17 protein-coding genes are annotated in these 21,586 nt (G+C 72.2%); 8 read left to right on the forward strand and 9 right to left on the reverse strand.

The window, feature by feature from the left end; all coding sequences use genetic code 11:
• Positions 1–185: 185 nt before the first annotated feature.
• Positions 186–1,121 (reverse strand): L,D-transpeptidase family protein, encoded by a 936-nt coding sequence (locus ACFTZC_RS12685; RefSeq protein WP_382888799.1) that lies wholly within the window; start codon positions 1,119–1,121, stop codon positions 186–188.
• 271 nt (positions 1,122–1,392) lie between these two features.
• On the opposite strand from ACFTZC_RS12685, the gene ACFTZC_RS12690 reads away from it, so the two are divergent.
• The 3 genes from ACFTZC_RS12690 to hemC all read left to right on the forward strand — a co-directional run bounded on the left by ACFTZC_RS12690 (position 1,393) and on the right by hemC (position 4,721).
• Positions 1,393–2,949: a methylmalonyl-CoA mutase gene (locus ACFTZC_RS12690; RefSeq protein WP_382888800.1), complete on the forward strand. Its 1,557-nt coding sequence runs from the start codon at positions 1,393–1,395 to the stop codon at positions 2,947–2,949.
• Positions 2,950–3,074: 125 nt separating this feature from the next.
• Positions 3,075–3,737: a leucine efflux protein LeuE gene (gene leuE, locus ACFTZC_RS12695; RefSeq protein ID WP_382888801.1), complete on the forward strand. Its 663-nt coding sequence runs from the start codon at positions 3,075–3,077 to the stop codon at positions 3,735–3,737.
• 48 nt (positions 3,738–3,785) lie between these two features.
• Complete coding sequence (gene hemC, locus ACFTZC_RS12700; RefSeq protein ID WP_382888802.1) at positions 3,786–4,721, forward strand: hydroxymethylbilane synthase; 936 nt, start codon at positions 3,786–3,788, stop codon at positions 4,719–4,721.
• A gap of 36 nt (positions 4,722–4,757) precedes the next feature.
• Here the strand turns inward: hemC and ACFTZC_RS12705 are convergent, their stop codons facing one another.
• The 3 genes from ACFTZC_RS12705 to ACFTZC_RS12715 form a co-directional block, all read right to left on the reverse strand.
• Complete coding sequence (locus tag ACFTZC_RS12705; RefSeq protein WP_382888803.1) at positions 4,758–4,952, reverse strand: DUF1918 domain-containing protein; 195 nt, start codon at positions 4,950–4,952, stop codon at positions 4,758–4,760.
• A gap of 116 nt (positions 4,953–5,068) precedes the next feature.
• A complete protein-coding gene (locus tag ACFTZC_RS12710; protein WP_382888804.1) occupies positions 5,069–6,451 on the reverse strand; it encodes a polysialyltransferase family glycosyltransferase in 1,383 nt (460 codons plus the stop codon).
• A complete protein-coding gene (locus ACFTZC_RS12715; RefSeq protein ID WP_382888805.1) occupies positions 6,451–7,431 on the reverse strand; it encodes a glycosyltransferase family 2 protein in 981 nt (326 codons plus the stop codon). Before ACFTZC_RS12715 ends, ACFTZC_RS12710 begins: the two co-directional genes overlap by 1 nt.
• Positions 7,432–7,671: 240 nt before the next feature.
• Between ACFTZC_RS12715 and ACFTZC_RS12720 the strand changes: the two genes are divergently transcribed.
• The 4 genes from ACFTZC_RS12720 (at position 7,672) to ACFTZC_RS12735 (ending at position 12,533) form a co-directional block, all read left to right on the forward strand.
• The gene (locus ACFTZC_RS12720; protein ID WP_382888806.1) at positions 7,672–9,006 is read left to right on the forward strand and encodes a DUF6716 putative glycosyltransferase; all 1,335 of its coding nucleotides are present in this window, start codon (positions 7,672–7,674) and stop codon (positions 9,004–9,006) included.
• Between the two features lie 121 nt (positions 9,007–9,127).
• On the forward strand, positions 9,128–10,456 hold the full coding sequence (locus tag ACFTZC_RS12725; RefSeq protein WP_382888807.1) for a cytidylyltransferase domain-containing protein: 1,329 nt from the start codon (positions 9,128–9,130) through the stop codon (positions 10,454–10,456).
• Positions 10,457–10,468: 12 nt separating this feature from the next.
• Complete coding sequence (locus tag ACFTZC_RS12730; protein WP_382888808.1) at positions 10,469–11,395, forward strand: N-acetylneuraminate synthase family protein; 927 nt, start codon at positions 10,469–10,471, stop codon at positions 11,393–11,395.
• A 4-nt stretch (positions 11,396–11,399) separates the two neighbouring features.
• Complete coding sequence (locus ACFTZC_RS12735) at positions 11,400–12,533, forward strand: hypothetical protein (RefSeq protein ID WP_382888809.1); 1,134 nt, start codon at positions 11,400–11,402, stop codon at positions 12,531–12,533.
• A gap of 132 nt (positions 12,534–12,665) precedes the next feature.
• Here ACFTZC_RS12735 and ACFTZC_RS12740 read toward each other — a convergent pair whose 3' ends face one another.
• The 5 genes from ACFTZC_RS12740 to ACFTZC_RS12760 form a co-directional block, all read right to left on the reverse strand.
• A complete protein-coding gene (locus ACFTZC_RS12740; RefSeq protein WP_382888810.1) occupies positions 12,666–13,682 on the reverse strand; it encodes an SGNH/GDSL hydrolase family protein in 1,017 nt (338 codons plus the stop codon).
• 223 nt (positions 13,683–13,905) lie between these two features.
• Positions 13,906–14,949: a hypothetical protein gene (locus ACFTZC_RS12745; RefSeq protein WP_382888811.1), complete on the reverse strand. Its 1,044-nt coding sequence runs from the start codon at positions 14,947–14,949 to the stop codon at positions 13,906–13,908.
• A gap of 31 nt (positions 14,950–14,980) precedes the next feature.
• The gene (locus ACFTZC_RS12750; RefSeq protein ID WP_382888812.1) at positions 14,981–16,936 is read right to left on the reverse strand and encodes a hypothetical protein; all 1,956 of its coding nucleotides are present in this window, start codon (positions 16,934–16,936) and stop codon (positions 14,981–14,983) included.
• Positions 16,937–17,140: 204 nt separating this feature from the next.
• Positions 17,141–19,354: a trypsin-like serine protease gene (locus tag ACFTZC_RS12755; RefSeq protein ID WP_382888813.1), complete on the reverse strand. Its 2,214-nt coding sequence runs from the start codon at positions 19,352–19,354 to the stop codon at positions 17,141–17,143.
• Positions 19,355–19,422: 68 nt separating this feature from the next.
• Entirely contained in the window at positions 19,423–19,965 is a 543-nt protein-coding gene (locus ACFTZC_RS12760; RefSeq protein WP_382888815.1) for a hypothetical protein, read from the reverse strand.
• A gap of 576 nt (positions 19,966–20,541) precedes the next feature.
• Between ACFTZC_RS12760 and ACFTZC_RS12765 the strand changes: the two genes are divergently transcribed.
• The coding region (locus ACFTZC_RS12765; RefSeq protein WP_382888816.1) for an ALF repeat-containing protein at positions 20,542–21,586 on the forward strand (1,045 nt) is incomplete at its 3' end.

Below are 21,586 nucleotides of genomic sequence, written 5' to 3' on the forward strand. Positions count from 1 at the left end.
TGCGGCCGCCCTTGCCGGGGGGCTCCCCCCCAAACTTGCGTCACCGCGCTGGGGGGGGGGGGGCGCCCCCCCCCCCCCCCCCCCCCCCGCCACCCCCCCTTGCGCCTAAGCCGGCGCCGCTCTCGCGGATGTGGTTGCTGTGGGTGGGGGGTTGCTCCATTGATGGTGCGGTTCAAGCTTGTTCTTCACCAGTAGATGACCACTTTGTCGCCGGTCTTGACCTCTGCGTACAGGGCGGCGATCTTCTTCTCGTCGCGGACGTTGACACAGCCGTGCGAGGCGCCCGAGTAGCCGCGGGCCGCGAAGTCCTCGGAGTAGTGCACCGCCTGGCCGCCGCTGAAGAACATCGCGTACGGCATCGGGGAGTCGTACAGCGTCGAGACGTGGTGCCGGGACTTCCAGCCGACCTTGAACGTCCCCTCGCGCGTGGGCGTGTACTCCGAGCCGAAGCGCACGTCCATCGAGGATTTTATCTTTCCGTCGATCATCCAGGAGAGCGTGCTGCTCGTCTTGCTGATGCACATCACCCGCCCCTTCATGCAGCGCGGGTCGGGCTTGGCGACCGGCCTGGTGGTGGGCGGGTCCAGTTCGTCGGCGGTCGGCGTGCGGGTCATGGCGAGGAGCCGCTGCCAGGTGACGGTGTCCGTCGCGCCGGTCCGGGGCAGCCCCCGCTTGGCCTGGAACGCCGAGACCGCGCCGGTGGTGACGGAGCCGTAGTAGCCGGTGGGCGCGCGGTCGAAGTAACCGATCTGGCCCAACCGGGCCTGGAGTTCCCGCACCTGGTCGCTCCGGCTGCCGGGCGCCATCAGCGTCCTCGGCGCCGGCCGCTCCGGGCTCGCGCTCGGCGCCGGGCTCCCGGGCGGGGTGGGCGTGGGCGCCGGGGCCGCCGAACGGTCGGCGGCGGCGCGGGCCGACGCGGGCGGCGGGGCGTCCGACGGGGTGGACGGCGGGGCGGGCGTCGCCGTGGTCCGCCCGGGCAGGGGGCCGATGCTCACCCCCAGGTCCCCGCCCTTGGCGTCGCCCGCCGGCTCGCCCGTGCCCGGCTGCACCGTACAACCCACGCTCACGGCCAGCACGGCGGCCGTGGCGAACCCTCTGCACAGGGCGGATGTCGTGAGCATCTTCGCGGCTCCCCGAAGAGAAGAAGACGGTTCCCGGCGCGCGGCCGGACCGGAGTGACCGGAGTGACATGATCCCGCGCCCACGCCGCCCGCGTGCCCGTAACTCCCGAATTCCCGGCGGGCGGGGACGACCGGCCGCCGCTACAGTCCGTGGTGACCGGCGGTCAGCGACGGGAGGCGGCATTCGATGACGGACCCGGGACGGCGAACCGGCGGTACCGGCGGTGCCGGTGCCGGTGACGGACGGGGCGTCAGGGTCACCGAGAGCGGCGTGCCCGTCGAACCGGTCTACGGGCCCGGCGCGCTGGCCGGCTGGGACCCCGCCGAGAAGCTGGGCGAGCCCGGCGCGTACCCCTTCACCCGGGGCGTCCACCCGACGATGTACACCGGCCGGCCCTGGACGATGCGTCAGTACGCCGGGTTCGGCACCGCCGCCGAGTCCAACGCCCGCTACCGGCGGCTCATCGCGCACGGCACGACCGGCCTATCCGTCGCCTTCGACCTGCCGACGCAGATGGGGTACGACAGCGACGCGCCCCTGGCCCACGGCGAGGTCGGCCGGGTCGGCGTCGCGATCGACTCGATCGACGACATGCGGGAACTGTTCGACGGGATCCCGCTCGGCGAGGTCTCCACCTCGATGACGATCAACGCGCCCGCCGCCGTACTGCTGCTCCTCTACCAACTGGTCGCGGCGGAACAGGGCGTTCCGGCGGGGGAGCTGACGGGGACCGTCCAGAACGACGTGCTGAAGGAGTACATCGCGCGCGGCACGTACATCTTCCCGCCGGAACCGTCCCTGCGGCTGGTCGCGGACCTCTTCCGGTACTGCCGTACGGAGATCCCGCGGTGGAACACCATCTCGATCTCCGGCTACCACATGGCGGAGGCCGGGGCCACGCCCGCGCAGGAGATCGCGTTCACGCTGGCCGACGGCATCGCCTACGTACGGACGGCGCTGGCCGCGGGCATGGAGGTGGACGACTTCGCGCCCCGGCTCTCCTTCTTCTTCGTCGCGCGCACGACGCTCCTCGAAGAGGTGGCCAAGTTCCGTGCCGCGCGCCGGATCTGGGCCCGCGTCATGCGCGAGGAGTTCGGCGCGCGGAACCCCCGGTCGCTGATGCTGCGCTTCCACACCCAGACGGCCGGCGTGCAGCTCACGGCGCAGCAGCCGGAGACCAACCTCGTGCGGGTCGCGGTCCAGGGGCTCGCGGCGGTGCTCGGCGGGACGCAGTCGCTGCACACCAACTCCTACGACGAGGCCCTCGCGCTCCCCTCCGACAAGGCGGCCCGCCTCGCGCTCCGTACCCAGCAGGTGCTGGCGTACGAGACGGACGTCACCGCGACCGTCGACCCGTTCGCCGGGTCGTACGCCGTCGAGCGGCTGACGGACGGCGTGGAGGCGGCGGCGCTCGCGCTGATGGCCCGGGTCGAGGAGCTGGGCGGCGCGGTCGGCGCCGTCGAACAGGGCTTCCAGAAGGGCGAGATCGAGCGGTCCGCGTATGCCGTGGCCCGGCAGACGGAGAGCGGGGAGCGGGTGGTCGTCGGCGTGAACCGGTACGCGCTGGACGAGGAGGAGCCGTACACCCCGCTGCGGCTCGACCCGGGGATCGAGGCCCGGCAGGCGGCGCGGCTGGCGCGGCTGAGGGCGGAGCGGGACGGGGCGGCGGTGGCGGGCGCGCTCGCGGAGCTGCGGGAGGCCGCCGCGGGCACGGCCAATGTGCTCCACCCGATGCGGACGGCGCTGCGGGCGCGGGCGACGGTGGGGGAGGTCTGCGACGCGCTGCGGGAGGTGTGGGGGACGTACGTGCCGGCGGAGGTCTTCTGACCTCCAGGGCCGGGCAGGGGATCCGGTGGGCGTCCCGGGCGGGAGCCCGGTGGGGTGTCCGGTGGGGTGTCCGGCCGCCGGAACGGACCGGCCGGATGTCCGACCCGTGTGCCACACTCCGGAACATGCTGGGTGTCACTGATCTGCCGACCTACCTCGTCGGCCTCGTCCTGATCGTTCTGCTGCCGGGTCCGAACTCGCTCTACGTGCTCTCGGTCGCGGCCCGCCGCGGTGTGCGCGCGGGCTATGCGGCCGCCGCGGGCGTCTGGTGCGGTGACACGGTCCTGATGGTGCTCTCGGCGGCGGGTGTCGCCTCGCTCCTCCAGGCCAACGCCCTGCTGTTCGACATCGTGAAGTTCGCCGGCGCCGGCTATCTGACCTGGCTCGCCGTCGGGATGCTGCGCGCCGCGTGGTCGCTCTGGCGCGACCGGCACCTACGGGACGGGGCGGGCGCCGCGGACGGAGGGGAGCGGGCACCGGCGGCGGCCGAGCGGCCCTACCGCAAGGCGCTGGTGATCAGCCTGTTCAACCCGAAGGCGATCCTGTTCTTCGTCTCCTTCTTCGTGCAGTTCGTCGACCCCGGATACGCGCACCCCGCGCTCTCCTTCGTCCTGCTGGGTCTGCTCGCCAATGCGGCCAGCGCGCTCTACCTCTCGGCGCTGATATTCGGCGGTACGCGGCTCGCGGCGGCCTTCCGCCGCCGCAAGCGCCTCTCGGCGGGGATGACGACGGCGGCGGGGGCGCTCTTCCTGGGGTTCGCGGCGAAGCTCTCGCTGAGCAGCGTCTGACGGCGCCCGGGTCCGGTGGGGCTCCCGGGGAGGTCTATCGTTAATGGCATGTCCGCTCCAGAGCTGATCCGTATCGTCTCCCGTGACTCACCCATGGCCCTGGCCCAGGTGGAGCGGGTCCGTGCCGAGCTGACGGCGCTCCATCCCGGTACGGCCACCGAGGTCGTGCCCGTCAAGACCACCGGCGACAAGTGGCTGGGCGACCTCTCCCTGGTCGAGGGCAAGGGCGCCTTCACCAAGGAGGTCGACGCCGCGCTCCTCGCGGGCGAGGCGGATCTCGCGGTGCACTGCGTCAAGGACGTACCGGCGGACCGGCCGCTGCCCGCGGGCACGACGTTCGCGGCGTTCCTCAAGCGCGACGACATCCGCGACGCGCTGATCCACCCCGGCGGTCTGACCCTCGACCGGCTTCCCGAGGGGACGCGGATCGGTACGTCGTCGGTGCGGCGGATCGCCCAACTCGCCGCCTCCCACCCGCATCTGGAGTGCGTCCCGTTCCGCGGCAACGCCAACCGCCGGCTGGAGAAGCTCGCCGCGGGCGAGGCGGACGCCCTGCTGCTCGCCGCCGCCGGGCTGGAGCGGATCGGCCGTACCGACGTGATCACGGAGATCCTGTCGCCCGAGACGATGTGCCCGCCCATCGGCGCGGGGGTCCTCGCCCTCCAGTGCCGTGAGGACGACACGGCGCTCATCGACGCGGTCAGCGGCCTCGGCGACCCGGACACCTACCGCGAGACGACGGCCGAGCGGATGTTCCTGCATGTCCTCCAGGGGCACTGCAACAGCCCCATCGCCGGGTACGCCACCGCCCGCCCCAACGGCGATCTCTCGCTGCGCGCCTGTGTCTTCACCCCGGACGGCAAGACCGTGCTCAACGCCCACGAGTGGGCCGGACTGCTCAGCCCCGCCGACCTCGGCGCGTCCGTCGCCCTCGCGCTGCTGCGCCAGGGCGCGCGGGACCTGATCGACTCCATCGCCCACTGACCGGGCGCCCCCGCCCCGCGCCGGGGCGCGGGGGCGTCAGTCCTTGCCCTTGCGGTGCTCGACCATCGTGTCGGGCCCCGGCGACATGATGGTCTCGTGGCCGTTCTCGGCGCGCACCCGGAAGGGCGGCGAGCCCTCCGGGCCCAGCACCTCCACGATCTCCACGACGTGGTCCTGCTTGCCGACCACCCTGCCGTGCACGATCAGCCGGTCGCCCTTGCTCGCCTTCATGCGCACTCCCTGTCGCTCACCCGTCACGTGACGTTACGTGGAGTGTAGGGGCGGCCGAGCGTCACCAGCCACTCCGTCACGCCGATCGGGTCCGCGCCCGCCCGCGCGCGGCGCCGTTACGACCGCAGCGTGCTGCGCAGCTTCCGGGCCCTGCGCACCATCCGGCGTGCCGTCGCGTTCCGCGGGATGCGGGCGAGCTGGGCCGGGACCGCGCCCGGCAGGGCCAGTGCCGTCAGCCGGCGCCGCTTGAAGTAGCGCCAGGTGTGCTGGTCGAGATGGCGCGAGAGATAGCCCTCCGCCACCGGGCGCAGCTCCGGATAGATCTGGTGCTGCATCGCGTAGCCGACGGTCGCGACCAGCTCGCCGACCTGGGGATCGGGCCGGTGCGTCCCGTCGTCGTCCAGCGGCGGCAGCAGCGCGTCCACGATCGTCACCGGCACGCGGTTGCTGTTCTGGTACGGGGTGAGCCGCTCCAGCAGCAGTTCCGTGCCGGTCCGCGCGACGGGGATGCCGTAGAACGCGGACGCCGTGAACAGCGCCGTGGAGAAGCAGCCCACGACCAGGGCCGGCTTGAGCCGCCGGTAGAGCACCTCGGCGAGCACCGGGCTGTCCAGGATGGTCAGTTCGGCGCCGAGCTGTGCCGCCTCCTCGCGCAGCAGCCGCGACCAGACGGCCGGTGCGTTCGGGTGCGGCTTGAACACCACCTGGGTGTGGCCCCGCGCGACCGCGCCCCGCACCATCCGGATGTGCAGCTCCTCCTCCTCGCTCTCGGTGAGGATGGAGAGCGCCGAGAGGTACTGGCCGAGGAGCAGCGCCGGGGAGTGCGCGGAAGGGTCACCGGTGGCCGCGGTGTCGGCGGCGGTGTCGGCGTCGTACGCGTCCGTCAGCTCGTCCAGCACCCGCAGGAAGCCGTCCGTCGGCACCAGCTCGGCCCCGACGCCGAACTCCGTGAGCAGCAGCGGCTTCAGCCCCGGAACGAGGTCGAGGTGGAGCAGCCTGCGCACCCGTTCACCGACCAGCGGGTCGATCTTGGAGCGCGTCGGTCCGTAGCTCATCAGCCCGTCCGCGTACACGTCGATCGGCGCGCCCGTGAAGATCTGCGCGATCGCCAGCGCCGGATTGACCTGGATCGACTCGACGACCAGGTGCACACGGTCGTCGCCGAGTCCCCAGGTGAGCCGCAGATGGCGTTCCCAGATCGGTACGTCGCCGGGGCGCGGCGCCCAGCCGCCCGGATGGAACGGCCGGATGGTCTCGTTCCACGAGACCAGGTCGTCGAAGCGGCCGCGCAGCCGCTCGAACCCGGGCATCTCGTCGACGGACGGCGTCAGTTCGGGTGAACCGGCGTTGTTGCAGACGACGAGCAGCCGGCGGTCGGCGGGCGGGAAGAGCCCGGCGTCGATCGCGGCGGCCAGGGTCGCGGCGCCGTACAGCGTCGACGCGCAGAACACCTGGGTGGTGCGCGGCGGCCCGGCGGGGGACAGGGCGGACGATCCCATCACGCCACCGCCTTTCCGGTGGTCAGCGTCCGCCGCCGAAGCCGGCGCAGCCGGGCCGAACGGTCCAGGTCCATCGAATCCAGCGCTTCCTTCAGGACGTCCTGCGGCAGCCGTTTCAGCGCGGCCGCGCTCATGGCGCGCAATTGGCGTGCCACCGCGGGTTCGAACCGTTCTTTCGATCCGAGATGGTGGGAAATGATCGCGCAGTAGGTGCGCACCGCTTTCGGCATGAAACGGTCGGCTTCCGGATCCTCGGAGGTTTCCTTGATGACCTGGTCGAAGGCCCGGATGAAATCGAGCTGCCGTACGTCCCCGATCTGGGTGAGCGACGAGGCCACCCCGCGCCGGTAGAAAAGCCCCAGCAGGCCGACCGCGGCGAAGGAGTCCGCCTCGCGGTGCAGCCGCCAGATCCACGGCCGGTCCTCGGCGGTCCGCAGCCCGTCCGTGAAGTGCACCAGGCCCCGGTCGACGAGCCGCCGGTGGTAGACCCCGGCCCAGGCGTACGGGTAGTCGACGGTGGTGGACCGGTCGGAGGGCAGGATCGCGTCCCGCGGGTTCAGCACCTCGTCGCGCCGGCCGACCGGGACCCGGTGGACCGTACGGGACCTGGCCGTGAACTGGACGTGGTCGGTGCGGATGAAGTCGCAGCCCAGCCCCTCGATCGCGGCGACGACCTGCGCGTAGTAGCCCGGCGCCACCCAGTCGTCCCCGTCCAGGAACGTCACGTACGTGCCGCGCGCGGCGTCCAGCCCCGTGTTGCGCGCGGTGGCCAGCCCTCCGTTGCGTTCATGTCTGAGCAGTACGGCACCCGGGAGGTCGCGCTCCGCCTGTTCGAGTATCTCCAAGGTCCCGTCCGTCGAACAGTCGTCGACCAACAGGAACTCGAAGTCCTCACGGCTGTTCGCGCGGAGACTTCTTAGGGTTTCGAGAGCGTATGTCCGCACGTTGTAGAACGGCACGACGACAGAGAGCTTGACCACCCCGCCGACGCTAGGCCGCGCCACGTCATTCGTTCTGACATCCGGAGACACGGAAGGTGAACGAAGAATGGCGGAACAGTGAACCGGTCAGAGCTGCCGCACTTTCCGGGGATTTTCCGGGCCTTCCCGGGGCGGTTCCGGGGCCTTCCCGGGGTGCGACTCCATTCGTAGATGTGTTGTTAACCCTCCATTGCCATTGAGTTGGGCCGGGAAACGAAATGGCTTCCTAACGTCCTCGGCGTGCCATCACCTAGCAACCAAGCGGTCCGGGTCGCCGTGCTCGCCGACTCCGACACCCGGTGGAAGTGGGGCGCGCTCACCGCGCGCCGCATCGCCCCGGACGGCCGCCCCACAGAGCTCAGCGGCTTCCTGCTGCGCGGCCGAGCCACCCCCACCGCCCGCCAGCTCGCGGAGGTCGGCGCGGAGGCGGACGCCCTGCGCGAGGTGACCGGCACCGCCTTCCTGCGGACGCTGCGCGAGGAGTCGTACGACATCGTCGTGCTGGCCCTCGTCGGCGGCGCCGTCCAGGCGATGCTGCACGGCATCGCGGCGCTGAAGCTCGCCGACCGGCCCGTCGTCGTCACCGGCTATGTCGGCGTCGTCTACGAGAAGCTCTCCGACGGGCTGCTGCTGCGGCACGGCGCGGACGTCGTCCTCGCCAACTCCCGCTACGACGCCGACCGGTTCACCGCCGTGTACGAGGGCGTGGGCGCCGACGCCTCCGCCGTCACCGAGGCGGCGCTGCCGTTCCTCGGCGGCGCGCGCTACCAGCCGGAGGAGGGCCGCGACACCCTCGTCTTCGCCGCCCAGCCGTCCGTACCGGCGACCCGCGCCGACCGTACGTACCTGCTGCGCCGACTGGTCGAGCACGCCAGGCTCCACCCGCGCCGCGAGGTACTCCTCAAGCTGCGCAGCAAGCCCGGCGAACACACCACGCACATCGAGGAGTTCCCGTACCAGCGCCTCGCCGAGAAGATGCCCGGCGGGCTGCCGGACAACTTCCGCCTGGTGTACGGGAACATGGGCGAGGTCCTGGACCGTACGGACCTGCTGGTCACCGTCTCCTCGACGGCCGCCCTGGAGTCCCTGCACCGCTCCGTTCCCACCGCGATCCTCACCGACTTCGGGGTCCGCGAGCCGCTCGGCAACCACCACTTCATCGGGTCGGGATGCCTCGCCTCCTGGGACCAGCTCGACGGCGGCGGCCGCCCGGTCCCCGACGCGCGCTGGGCGGACCGGCAGGGCGTCGCCGCCGACGGCTCGTACGCGAACGCCTTCGACACGGCCCGCCGGCGCGTCACCGCGCTGACCGAGCGGGCCGCCGCCGGTGAACTCCCCGAGATCAGCCCGTACTACACGGCGACCACCGCACCCGGATACCTGCCGGGCCTGCTCGCCCGCTACCACCTCGCGGCGGACGGGACTCCGCTGCCCGCCGCCGCCAGAACCGCCGAGGACAGCGCGGGCGGCGTACGGCGCGTGCTGCGCGAGGCGGTACGGGGAGCGGCCCGCGGCGCGTACCGCCACGGCGTGCAGCGCGTCGCCCCGGTCATCCGCCGGATGGGCGAGCTGTGACCGCGCGTACGGAGCACCTCCCAGCTCAGCCCGAAGCTCCGGCCTTTGCTCCCACGCCACTTGGCCGAGCAGGACTTGCCCTCGCACGAGCCGCACACCCCCAACCCCCTACGGAGTACCGATGACCGTCCTCGCGGTGATCCCCGCACGCGGTGGATCCAAGGGCGTTCCCGCCAAGAATCTCGCCCCCGTCGGCGGCGTCCCGCTCGTCGTCCGGGCCGTCCGCGCCTGCCTGGCGGCCCGGCGCGTCACCGATGTCGTCGTCTCGACCGACGACGCCCTGATCGCCGACGCGGCCCGCGCCGCCGGCGCCGAGGTCGTCCTGCGCCCCGCCGCGATCGCGGGGGACACCGCGACCAGCGAGGCCGCCGTCCTGCACGCGATGGACGCGTACGGCGCGCTGCGCGGCGACGGCACGGAAGGCGCCGCGGGCGTCGGCAGCCCCGGCAGCCCCGATGTCGTGCTGCTCGTCCAGTGCACCAGCCCGTTCCTCACCGCCGAGGACCTCGACGGCGTCACCGGCGCGGTCACCGAGGACGGCGCCGACACCGCCCTGACCGTCGCGCCCACCCACGGCTTCGTCTGGCGCCAGGACGGCGCGGGCCGCGCCCGCCCCGACGGCTACGGCGTCAACCACGACAAGGCGAACCGGCCGCGCCGCCAGGACCGCCCCCAGGAGTACCTGGAGACCGGCGCCGCCTACGCGATGCGCGCCGACGGCTTCCGCGAGGCACGCCACCGCTTCTTCGGCCGCACCGCGCTCGTCCCCACCGACCCCGCGCGGGTGCTGGAGATCGACGACCCGCACGACCTGGCCCGCGCCCGGCTCCTCGCGCCGCTCCTCGACCCGCAGGTCCTCCCCTCGTACGACGACGTCGACGCGGTCGTCCTCGACTTCGACGGGACCCAGACCGACGACAAGGTCCACATCGACTCCGACGGCCGCGAAACGGTCGCCGTGCACCGCGGCGACGGCCTCGGCATCGCCGCGCTGCGCCGCTCCGGCCTCGAACTGCTCATCCTCTCCACCGAGCAGAACCCGGTCGTCGCGGCCCGCGCCCGCAAGCTCCAGGTGCCGGTGCTGCACGGCATCGAACGCAAGGACCTGGCGCTCAAGCAGTGGTGCGACGAGCACGGCATCGCGCCCGAGCGGGTCCTCTACGTCGGCAACGACGTCAACGACCTGGGCTGCTTCGGCCTCGCCGGCTGGCCGGTGGCCGTCGCGAGCGCCCACGACGAGGTACGCGCCGCCGCGCGCGCCGTCACCACCAAGCCCGGCGGTGAGGGAGCCATCAGGGAGATCGCCACCTGGCTGCTGGGCCCGGCCCTCAAGGTCACCCCCTCGGATCCCACGGACCACTCGGTTCCTTCGGCTCCCTCGATTCCTGCGGTTCCCGCGGAGACCCCCGCCCCCCGTACCCCCCACACCCTCCACACAGTCAACAAGTAAGGACGCACCGCCATGAGCACCAACTCCCCTTCCCGTCTGCGGAACTTCGGCACCCGGACCGCGGGCCCCGGCCGCCCCGTCTACATCACGGGCGAGATCGGCATCAACCACAACGGTGAGCTGGACAACGCCCTGGCCCTGATCGACGTGGCCGCCGAGGCGGGCTGTGACGCGGTCAAGTTCCAGAAGCGCACCCCGGAGATCTGCACCCCGCGCGACCAGTGGGACATCGAGCGCGACACTCCCTGGGGCCGGATGACGTACATCGACTACCGCCACCGCGTCGAGTTCGGCGAGGACGAGTACCGCACCATCGCCGAGCACTGCGCCAAGCGCGGCATCGACTGGTTCGCCTCCCCGTGGGACACCGAGGCCGTCGCCTTCCTGGAGAAGTTCGACGTGCCCGCCCACAAGGTGGCCTCCGCCTCCCTCACCGACGACGAGCTGCTGCGCGCCCTGCGCGCCACCGGCCGCACCGTCATCCTCTCCACCGGCATGTCGACGCCGAAGCAGATCCGCCACGCGGTCGAGGTCCTGGGCAGCGACAACATCCTGCTCTGCCACGCCACGTCGACGTACCCGGCCAAGGCCGAGGAGCTCAACCTGCGCGTGATCAACACCCTCCAGGCCGAGTACCCGAACGTCCCGATCGGCTACAGCGGCCACGAGACCGGTCTGCAGACCACCCTCGCCGCCGTCGCCCTCGGCGCCACGTTCGTCGAGCGTCACATCACCCTCGACCGCGCCATGTGGGGTTCGGACCAGGCCGCCTCCGTCGAGCCGCAGGGCCTGACGCGCCTCGTCCGCGACATCCGCACCATCGAGGCGTCCCTCGGCGACGGCGTCAAGAAGGTGTACGAGTCGGAGCTGGGCCCGATGAAGAAGCTCCGCCGGGTCGCGGGCGTCGTCGCCGAGGCCGCCGAGCCGGTGGCGGTCTGACGCGATGACCGGTGCCGGCGGGGGCAGCTCCCCGTACCAGAGTGAGACCGCTGTGACGCCCGTGACCGTGGGCGCCTCCCTCTCCGATGCCCCCGCCACCCCCACGATCGCCTTCGTGGAGAGCCCGGTCCAGCTGCTCAACGTGCTGGAGTGGGCGCACCTCAGCAGCACGGCCGACGCGCTCACCGTCGTCGTCCTGTCGCCCACCGACCCGATGTCGCGCGGCCAGCTCCGCCGGATGGCCGAGCTGGCCCGCGACGCGGGGTTCACGGTGCGCTGGCAGGAGGCGCGCGGCGGGGCGGGGGCGCCGCTGCGGACGGTACGGGAGCTGGCACCACTGCTGCGCAAGGCGGACCGGGTCGTCATCGGTGACCCGTTCTCCCGCTACGTACAGCTCCTGCTGGCCCTGGTGCAGACCAAGGAGCTGACGGTCGTCGACGACGGCACCGCGACGATGGAGTTCATCGGGCAGCTCGCCCGGGGCGAGCGGCTGGTGCGCTGGCACCGGCGCGGCGGCTCGCGCGGGCCGCGGGAACTGGTCCTGGCACCGGTCACCGCGGCCGCGCGCCGGCGGCTCATGCCGTCGGCCGCCCGCACGGTCGAGGTCTTCACCTCGATGCCGGTCGAGGAGGTGCCGGACGGCATCGCCGTGACGCCCAACACCTTCGCCTGGACGCGCGCGACCTTCGGGCCGCCGCGGATCACGACCGGCGCCGACATGGTCGGCACCTCGCTGGTCGAGACGGGCGTGGTCGACGCGGACCAGTACACCGAGGCGGTCACCGCGCTCGTCCGCACACACGGCGCGACGCGCTACTTCGCCCACCGCCGGGAGCACGTCGACAAACTCCACCGGCTGCACCTGGCGACGGGCCTGGAGATCGTCCGCCCCGACCTGCCCCTGGAACTGATCGCCCGCCGCGGCCCCATCGGCCGCATGGTCCTCAGCTTCCCCTCCACGGTGGTCCACACCCTGCCGCTGGCCCTCGCGGGTACGGGCGTACGGGTCGCGGTCCTCGACATAGCCCCGGAATGGCTCAAGGAGACGGCATCCCCCCGCGCCCAGGGCTTCCTCTCCGGGGTGACGGGCACGGCCCGCGACGTCCACCGGCTGCCGAGGCTGCCGTCGCCGGCCTGACCTTCCCGCCCTGCCCGCCCTCGCGGCTCCGTTCGGCCCGTCACCCTTCCAGGTGGCGGGCCGAACGCGGTCGGGCAGAACCGAACGGTGCGCCTCTGCGCCCTTGGACGGCCGGCGGGGCCGCGCGCCCTCCTACCGGTTGAGGATCCGCTCGACCGTGTCGGCGACCTGTGCGGCCTGGATGTCGCGGCCCTTGTCGTTGGGGTGCGCGTACCAGGGGAGCTTGGCGCCGAGGTCGAGCTGAGAGTCCTCCAGCAGGCCGCCGATGCCCCGGTCGGCGCCGTCACATGCCGTGCTGCCGCCGGTGTGGGCGTAGAGGTCGACGAAGTCGGCGCCGCCTTCGGCGTCGGCGGCGGCCTTCTTCATGGTGTCGTTCAGCCGCTTCTGGATCTGGTCCAGGACCGGCAGGGCGTTCTGGGGGATGTCGGCGAACGGCAGCTTCGTCTGGCCGGGCGCCGCGGTCAGGCACTTGGCGGTGTCCTCGGGCACGAGCCGGGGATAGCCGACCAGGACGCGCTTCGCGTCGGGGGAGAAGTAGCCGATGCGTTCGAGCAGCTCCTCCAAGTCCCCGCTGACCAGCTCGAACTGATTGTCCAGCCACTGCTTTCCGTCCCCGGACTCGAAGAACTCACCGCACGTGGCGGCCGGCTCGTCCTTGTCCACCGGCTCTCCCGGCAGCAGGGGGTGGTTCCGGAGCTCGTCGGAACACTGCTTCAGGATGCGGTTGAAGCCCAGCGTGTTGCCGCCCAGGCTTCCCACCGTCAGCTGGGTGTCCTGCTTGAGCGCATCCTGCTGCGGCGGGACCGTCATGCCGGGGAACAGCAGCTCCTGTTCCTGCCAGAAGTGCTGGACGAGGGCGCCTCCGCAGGAGACGTCCGACTGGACGTCGAGCGTGATGCCCTTGTCCGCGAGGCGGCGGGTGGCGACGGTGGGGTAGTTCTCCTTCGCCTGGAAGCAGAAGTCCCTCTTGCCGTCCTGGTTGAAGGGAGCGATGCCGAAGTTGGCGGTGTAGGAGTCGCCGAAGAAGACGGTCGGTACGGGGTCGGCGGGCGCCGCGCCCGCGCTTCCCGCCGGCCCGGCGAGCGCCAGGCAGCTGCCCAGCGCGACGGCCGCGGCGGCCAGCCGGCGTGCCACCGGAGATTTCGTCATCTTGCGCATGGCCGAAGACATGGATGTGCCCTGTCGTCAAGGCCCACGAGAAGGGGCCGGTCAGCTGGAACAATCAGTGATCATTCATGCGCGGAGGGTGACCAGTCAAGTGAGTGCGTGCGGCGCTCCGGCCGGGATGCCGCCGTGGGCGGAACCGGTCGTACCGGCGGGGTCTGCGGTGCCTTCGGAGACCGGGGCCGTCAAGGACCGGGGCGGGTCGGGCTCACTGGATGAGTTCGATGTGCGGGTGGTCCGGGGACGCCGGGCAGGTGTGGAGTTGGAGGTCGTAGCCCCGGGCGAGGTCGACCGCGGTGTAGTTGGCCGGGGGAGTGCCGGGGGGAAGCGGGGCGCGGTCCTGGTCTCCGACGGGGGCCCAGTTCGCCGTGCCGTCGTTCCATTCGCTCGCGGCGATGGTGAGCAGCGGGTCCATCGCGGTGCCGCAGGCGGGGCAGGTCCGGGGCATGGGGTCGGTGAGGCCCCAGCGGGTCCAGCCGCCGGTCTTCCAGCCGGGAGAGATGGACAGCCACTTCTTGTACAGCTCCTCCGGGGCGTCGGCGTAGGAGCTGTCCACCGCGGCGCCGGCCGCCTGCCAGCTGCTCCAGTCCCGCAGCCGGTGCTGCAACTCCTTGGTCAGCTCCATGAAGTGGGGGTACTCGGTGACCTGCTCCGGCGCGAGCAGGCACGGCTCCGGCAGATAGCCGGGGAACTGGATGGCGGGCGGCTCGGGAGGGGTGGCGAGGACATCGGTGACCGTGGCCGCGGAGCGCCAGAACAGTGCGGTCCTGGGGTGGGCCGGGTGGTCGAAGGGGCACCAGAGGATCTGGAGCAGATCGGCTTCGGCCTGGCCGGGCGGGCGCAGCAGGGGGACGTCGCGTACGTACAACTGGGCCACCGGCAGCATGGCGACGGGGCCCTCGGGCCACGGGCGGCCGTCGTTGATCCGGTTGTCGGTCGCCCGCTCCTCGGGCGTGTACCGGGACAGCTCGGGGAGGCCGGCCGGCCGGCTCGCCACCATCGCCCGGATGTGCCGCTGCACCCGCACGTCCTCCGGCGAGAGGGGGACGTTGAACCCGTCCCACTCGTGCGGGCCTTCGCAGTACGGCCACGGCTCGCCGGCGGGCCACAGCAGCGGCCCGCCGACGGAACTGTCGTGCGGTGACGGGGACCCGGGGCGGGGATGCAACCGGGTCGCCGTGCGTGCCATCGGGGCCAGTTGAGGAAAGACGGCGGCGACGTCGAACGGCCGCGGCGGTGTCGTACGACTCATTCCGGCTCCCGGTGGCACGTATCTGCGGGGATCAGTTCCCTAGATTGAACTGCCCCGTGTTTCGCTGGGTGTTGGTGATGTAGACGGTGGGGAACAGCGGCTGTGAGGTGCCGTCCGCCCGCTCGACTGTAGCGCTCATCGTGACCCCCTCGGGGATGGTGCTGGTGGCGTCCCGGTAATGGGGCGTGACCTCGTAGAGGATCGCGTCGTTGGCCCCGAAGCCGTTGTCCCCGACCAGCCTCTGGGCCGCGAACTCGTAGGTCCGCATGCTGGGCGTGCCGGTGTTCATGCCCACCTGCCAGCAGGGGGCGAGATTGCGCGGTCCGCCGTCCCGTTCCCCGCCCTTTCCGCCGAGGATGTTGGCTATCAGATGGCACCGGGCGAGCCCGGTTCCGGGCGAGTGGGCGGCGGCGTACGCCTGGGCGTCCTGCCAGCCGGTGATGTCACCCTCGGCCGGGCTGCCCTCCTTCACGTCCTTGGCGATGCAGGTCACGGCCGTGGCCGCCCGGTCGCCCGCCGGGCCGTGCGGGACGGTCTTGTTGGCGAGCGGGACCGGTTCGGTGGTGTTCTTCACCCATCCGCTGCTGGAAGGGAGCGCCCCGGTCGGCGGGTTCCGCAGGCAGGCCGCCTGAGGCTCGGCGGTCGAGCCGGTGATCTCGACCTTGAACTGCTCGGCCTCCACCACTCGCTGGTTCACGAAGCCCTCGAAGAGCTGTGCCTCGGCGGCCTGGTTGTCCGCGAGCGGGGCGTGGACGCGTGCGCAGGGGCTGCCCCGGTCCGCGCCGCCGTCCGGTTCGAAGATGTCCCATCCTCCGCTGCTGTAGTTGGGGATGACCTCGGCGCAGCGAGCGCCGTCGGTCCCTCCTTCATGGGTCGCCGCGAAGGGGAATTCGCCGCAACTGTCGTTCGCGATGTAGTCCGGCTTGGCCTCGAAGGGCTTCGATCCCCCGCAGGTGCGATTCGTGCGGTCGGCGATGCCGCTCTTCGCCCGGGTCAGCGGCTTGTCGCGGCCCCACCCGTCCGCGAGGTTCTCCTGGGCCCACAGGTAGCCGGCCGCCGCGGCCGAGCCCGGCGCGTTCGCGTTCATCCTGACGACCGGCATGACGCTGGGCACGACGCAGCCGGGGCCGGGGGTACTGGTGGAACTGGTCGTGTCCCGGACGTCGTCGTCGCAGCGGATCCGCTCCGGGTTGCTCCAGGAGGCGTTCGGGTCCGTGATCTGGGCACCGGGGGAGGTCACGTACAGCTGGTACGACGTCGTGAACTCGACCTTCGCGCCGGCGGCCGGCGTGGAGGAGTAGGACACGAAGCCGTTGACGGACTCGCCCTTGACCAGGTCGCCCCCGTACCACGGGGCGGTCTTGGTGGCCTTGCAGCCGGCCGAGCACGCGGACCGGAACTTCGCGGTCAGGGCCGTGACGGCCCCGGTCGCACCGGTCATCGTCACCGTGACGTACTCGTTCCACGTCTTACGGTCGGCGGGCAGGAGGGCACTGGTCGCGACATCCAGTGTGCCGGTGCCTATCTCCTTTCCGTTGCTGTCCTTGAGCAGGTACAGGACGGTCAGGCCGTTCACGCAGTAGCCGAAGCGGCCGTAGTTCCACATCCCGGGGGTGGTGATCGCGCAGGTGGCCGAGTCGTCGTCGGCGGCGGCCGAGGCGGCCGGCTGTGCGGGGGCGGGAGCCCCCCGCCCGCTCGGTTTCACCGGTGTGGCGCTCGTGGTGACGCAGGCTTCCACGGCGCCCGCCCTGCCCTCGCGGGTGCCGGGGCGTACGGGCTCGCAGTGCTCCCCGGTGGCCAGGGTGACGGGCCGGGTCTTGGTGGTCTCGTTGGTCCCGGTGGTCTCGGCGGGGGTGGAGACGCCGGCCGGCTCGGCCGGGTCGAGTCCGGCCACCTGGCGGGGGGATCCCCCCGGCTCCTGGGGCGCCGGTGCTGTCCCGGTGGTGGTCGCGCCCACGGCGAGGACGATCAGCAACGGGACGGCCATGCGTCGGTACCGCGCAAGGAAGGACGATGGTCGCATTGTCGTACTTGCCTTTCGGGTGTGAGGTGCTGCTGCTGGTGAGAGGGGGCTGGGGTCGGCCACGACAGGTGGATCTCGGTCGTGGCCGACCCCTCGCCGTGGGGCGTCGTGGGGTCGTACGGTCCGGCTACCGCGCCGCGAGGCCGAAGCGGGAGTCGTACGGTCCGGCTACCGCGCCGCGAATCCGAAGCGGGAACCGGCCGACGGGAGGCCGCCCTGGCCGGGCTGGTACGTGGTGACCGGGGCGGCGGTGCCGCCGGCGGTCACGTTGGAGAGGGGCAGGGAGTGGAGGGCTCCGTAGGTGCCCGGGCCGTACGGCATGCCGACGTACAGGCGGGTGCCGGTGAAGTGGATGCTCCGGCCCACGTACTGGTTGGTCCCGGGGGTGCCGGGGATGCCGGCGCTGTTGCCCGCCTCCAGCCAGCGGTCGTTGGCGCCGGGGGCGCCGACCAGCGAGAGGGTGAGGATCGCGCCCGCCTTCGCCACCGTGCCGACGGCCTCGTCCGGGATGCCGATGGCCAGCCTCATCGTCGCCGTGGTGGACACGGCGCGGGGCGCGGTGTTCACGGCGGACAGGGCCGCGCCGAAGCGGTCGCCGGCCTCGGAGGTGCCGATCACGTCGTCGTCGCCGGTGCCCGACGAGAACGCGGCGAGCTCGCTGTAGGTGCCCGCGGCCGTGACGCGGAAGGTGTGGACCATGCCGGTGTCGGCCTTGTCCGCGTCGTTGATGGTCAGGTCCTCACCGGGCGAACCGACCGCGAGGATCGACTCGGTGGCGCTCGCGGCGCCGGAGGGGCGGTACGGGGCCATCGCCAGGGCCGCGCCGAACTGGTCGCCGGGCTCGGCGCCGCCGGCCACGGTGTCCAGATCCTGGTCGAGTCCGAACCGGGGGGTGGGGCGGCCCTCGGAGTTCAGCGTGTGGGAGAAGACGGCCAGGTTGCCGGCGTCCGCGTCGGCGCCGATGGCCTCGCCCGGGGCGCTGATGGCGATGTGGTTGGCGTCGGCCGCGACGGCCCCGCCGAAACCGTCGTTCGCCTCCACCTCACCCGGCACACCGGTGGTGTCCTGGTGGATGGAGACGTTGGCGGCGGCGCGCACGTAGAAGGCCATGCCGGCCTTGGCGACGCTGCCGATGGCCTCGCCGGGCACGCCGATCACCACGAACGGTTCACCGGCGGCCGTGACGCCGGCGGCCAGGGAGCCGCCCATCCGGTCGCCGGCCTCGGAGGCGGAGGACCCGATGCTGCCCGAACCCTGGCCCTGCTGGAGGTGGGTGGCCTTCAGCGTCCCGGTGCCGAGGCCGCCGGGGGCGCCGTACAGGATCTGGACGAAGCCGGCCTCGGCCTCGCCGTCGAGGTCCTCGGCGGGGGTGCCGACGACCAGGTCGGCGCAGCCGTCCTCGTTGTAGTCGACGGTGGCGAGGGACTCGCCGAACCAGTCGCCGGGCTCGGAGCCGCCGGGCACCCAGTCGAGGTCCTGGGTGATCTCGGCGACGCCCTTCCCGCCGCCGTACAGGACCCGGACGAGACCCGCGTCGGCGTCGCCGCCGACGGTGGCCTTGGGGTCGGCGATCGCGATGTCCTCGACGCCGTCGCAGTTGTAGTCGGTGATACGGGTCGCGCCGGCCGTCGAGCTCACCCAGCCGGCCAGGTCGTCGACGCGGGCCGCGATGCCGCCGGTACGGGTCTCCTCGGCGTCGATGCCGAAGCAGCCGCCCTGGTACGACCGGCTGCTCAGGGCGGCCAGTTGAGGCGTGCCACCGGTCGTACGGACCAGGGGGCCGCCGGTGTCGCCCATGCACGCGGCAACGTTGTCCTTGCCGGTGACCGTGGCGGTGGTGGCGTCGGTGCCGTCCACCGAGAACGCGCCGGTGTGCAGGTTGAGCGGCGCCCACTCGGTCTTGGTGCGGCCGTACCCGGCGAGCTTCAGTTCCTCGCCCGCGGCGGGCGCGGTGGTGGCCAGCGCGAGCGGGGTGACATCGGTGACCGGGCGGTTCAGCCGGGCGAGGACCACGTCCCGGTCGGTACGGGGCACCAGCTCCACGACCTCGCGGACCGCGCCCGCGGTGCCGGTGAGGCTGGTGCGGCCGATGGTGGCGGTGGTCTTCTTCTGCGGCTTGCCCGCGGGGACCGCGAGGCTCGCGACCGGGTCGGCGGCGAAGCAACTGGCCGCGGTGAGCAGCCATTCCCGGTCGACGAGGACACCGGAGCAGCCCCGGTCGTGGCCGCCGACGATGATCTGGGCGGTGTAGGCGTAGGTGGTGTCACCGGAGGCGACGGCGGGGCCGGTCACGGCGGCGGCGGGCGCGGCGCTCAGGGCGACGGGGCCGGCGGCCAGGGCCGCGGTGAGGGCCCAGGAGAGCAGGGGTCTGGTCGGTCGCATGGGTGAGTTCCTCGGTGGCAGATCGGACGACGGGTCGGGGCCGGGGCCGGAACGCAGGCTCCCGGGCACTACTTGGAGGTCCTGATCTCCACGAGCATGTGCTCGCGGTTCTGCTCCTCGGCGCTCTCGCCCACCGCGGTCCAGGTGTTCTTGACGATGTCGAAGGACTTCTCCTCGGAGCCGACGGTCATGTCGACCTCGGTCTCGTAGTCGTTGCCCTTGACGGCGTAGACGGCGGGGATCTCCATGGTCAGCCAGCCCGAATTGCCGACGACCCGGAAGCAGATGTTCGCCGCCTCCCTGCGGGCCATGATCTCCAGGAGGCCGCTGCCGCTCCCGCAGTCGGCCAGCGTGATGTGGCCGTCGCCGCGCTTGAGGACGATGCCCCGCTCCTCCAGGATCTCGTCGGCCCCCGGGTAGGCGAAGTCCTCGACCGCGTAGCCGGGGGCGTCGTCGGCCACGGTCGCGGCGGCTCCGGTCCCGGAGGCGGCGCCGCCGGCGCCGGACGCCAGGGTGACCCAGGCGAGGGCGCCGACGACGGCCGCGCCCAGTGTCCGGGCAAGGAATCTCTTCCGCTGCGGCTTCGCCGCAATTGTGGTGCGTGCCTTCATCGCATTCCTAAATCCGTTGGTTCCGAATCCGTGTCCGTAACGTGGTTCAAGACTGGCGAGAAGGCATCCGTATTGCGGATGGAAACCCCGGCCCTTCGGCGGGGCGCACGTGGTCCACAAGTGGTCCACAAGGAATTTCTCTTCGGTGCCCCCGTGAAGAAACAGGCCCTCCCCGAACCCGAGGAGCCGCTTCGTCGCGCCCATGGCATCTCGCCTCACCGGCGCTGTCCACTCCTCCAACGGCCATAAAACGGACGGCAGTTGACGGTGGGGTGTGACCCTCGTCACGTTTATCGAGGGTTGTACGGCGCTGATAAAGAACGCATAACGAAGGCTGGCATTCCGCTTCCCGGGAATAACACGTTCCTGCCGCCCTGCGCCACCCCGCCATGTTTTATTTTTGGCTACGCCGAATTGATTTCTGCATGAACGTAGGTTGGTATGGTCCCGTTCATCGCACAGGCCGCGCTCACGCCTCGCTGGTGCCGCACATGACAGCCCGGGCGTACGGGGAGCCTGCCGCGTCATTGATCGCCGATCTGCCTCACCGGCGGAAAACACGAGGAGACCACCCCTATGCAGACCATGTTCTGGAGTCGGAGACGGCTCCTCGGCTCGCTCGCCGCGGTCACGGCCGCCGCGGCCTCACCGCTGGCCTGGACACCCGTCGCCCGCGCCGCCACCGCGGACGACCCGGAGTCCGGCCCGCTCACGCTGCCGGACACCGAGCGGGCGGAGGTGGTCACGGCGTGGATGACGGGCGGCAGGGCCACCAAGGCCGCCGCGGCCGACGTGCTCTTCGGCACCGACACCGAGATCAGGACCTTCCTCGCCGAGACGCTGCCGAAGGTGACCGCGGAGGACAACCGCGTCGCGATCGTCAGCTGCCTCGCCCGGGCGGGCAAGGGCCTGCGCCGTGACGCCGTAGCCGCCCTCGACAACGGCGACGGCTCCATCGCCGCCTTCCTCAAGGACGGCTTCGAGCCCGCCCTGCTGGAGGACCTGCGGGTGGCGACCGCCACCGTGTCGGCCACCGGCGACAAGGCGGTCCAGCGCGACGCCTCCACGGCCCTGGACGCGGGCACCCGGAAGGCGCTGGAGAACTTCCTCTCCCAGGGGCAGTTCACCTCCCGCCTGGAGGACGCGCGGGTCCAGGTCACGGCCATGCTCCTCAAGTCCGGGCCCGAGGTACGGAAGTACGCGGACCGCGCGCTGAGCGGCGGCGGGACGGAGATCCAGTGGTTCCTCGACACCGGCCAGCACATCGCCCGCGCCCGCGACCAGGAGGCGGCGACCATCGAGGAACTCGTCGCGGTCGTCGAGCGGGAGGGCAAGCGCGCCCAGGCCGAGACCGACCTGGCCGTCGAGGCGTCCGAGCGTGCCCAGACTGCCGCGGAGAAGGCCAAGGAGGCGGCGGAGAAGGCCGCCTCCGAGGCCGAGGCCGCCAAGGACGACGTACAGAGGTCCGGGGCCGCGGCGCGCAAGGCGGCGTCCGCGGCCAAGGGCGCGGCGAACGCTGCCCGCACCGCCATCAACGCCTCCAACTCCGCCGTGAACGCGGCCCGTCGCGCCTCCTGGGCGGCCACCGCCGCCTCCCAGGCCGCCGCCACCGCGGGCGGGG

This window comes from Streptomyces sp. NPDC056987 (assembly GCF_042673865.1).
In the GTDB taxonomy this organism is placed as follows: Bacteria; Actinomycetota; Actinomycetes; order Streptomycetales; family Streptomycetaceae; genus Streptomyces.

Bases quoted from the DNA above. Each gene is read 5' to 3' on its own strand.
- leuE (WP_382888801.1), top strand. From the start codon at position 3,075: ATGCTGGGTGTCACTGATCTGCCGACCTACCTCGTCGGCCTCGTCCTG.
- ACFTZC_RS12725 (WP_382888807.1), top strand. From the start codon at position 9,128: ATGACCGTCCTCGCGGTGATCCCCGCACGCGGTGGATCCAAGGGCGTT.
- ACFTZC_RS12750 (WP_382888812.1), bottom strand. From the start codon at position 16,936: ATGGCCGTCCCGTTGCTGATCGTCCTCGCCGTGGGCGCGACCACCACC.
- ACFTZC_RS12710 (WP_382888804.1), bottom strand. From the start codon at position 6,451: ATGGGATCGTCCGCCCTGTCCCCCGCCGGGCCGCCGCGCACCACCCAG.
- ACFTZC_RS12740 (WP_382888810.1), bottom strand. From the start codon at position 13,682: ATGACGAAATCTCCGGTGGCACGCCGGCTGGCCGCCGCGGCCGTCGCG.
- ACFTZC_RS12745 (WP_382888811.1), bottom strand. From the start codon at position 14,949: ATGAGTCGTACGACACCGCCGCGGCCGTTCGACGTCGCCGCCGTCTTT.
- hemC (WP_382888802.1), top strand. From the start codon at position 3,786: ATGTCCGCTCCAGAGCTGATCCGTATCGTCTCCCGTGACTCACCCATG.
- ACFTZC_RS12705 (WP_382888803.1), bottom strand. From the start codon at position 4,952: ATGAAGGCGAGCAAGGGCGACCGGCTGATCGTGCACGGCAGGGTGGTC.
- ACFTZC_RS12735 (WP_382888809.1), top strand. From the start codon at position 11,400: ATGACCGGTGCCGGCGGGGGCAGCTCCCCGTACCAGAGTGAGACCGCT.
- ACFTZC_RS12730 (WP_382888808.1), top strand. From the start codon at position 10,469: ATGAGCACCAACTCCCCTTCCCGTCTGCGGAACTTCGGCACCCGGACC.
- ACFTZC_RS12755 (WP_382888813.1), bottom strand. From the start codon at position 19,354: ATGCGACCGACCAGACCCCTGCTCTCCTGGGCCCTCACCGCGGCCCTG.
- ACFTZC_RS12760 (WP_382888815.1), bottom strand. From the start codon at position 19,965: ATGAAGGCACGCACCACAATTGCGGCGAAGCCGCAGCGGAAGAGATTC.
- ACFTZC_RS12685 (WP_382888799.1), bottom strand. From the start codon at position 1,121: ATGCTCACGACATCCGCCCTGTGCAGAGGGTTCGCCACGGCCGCCGTG.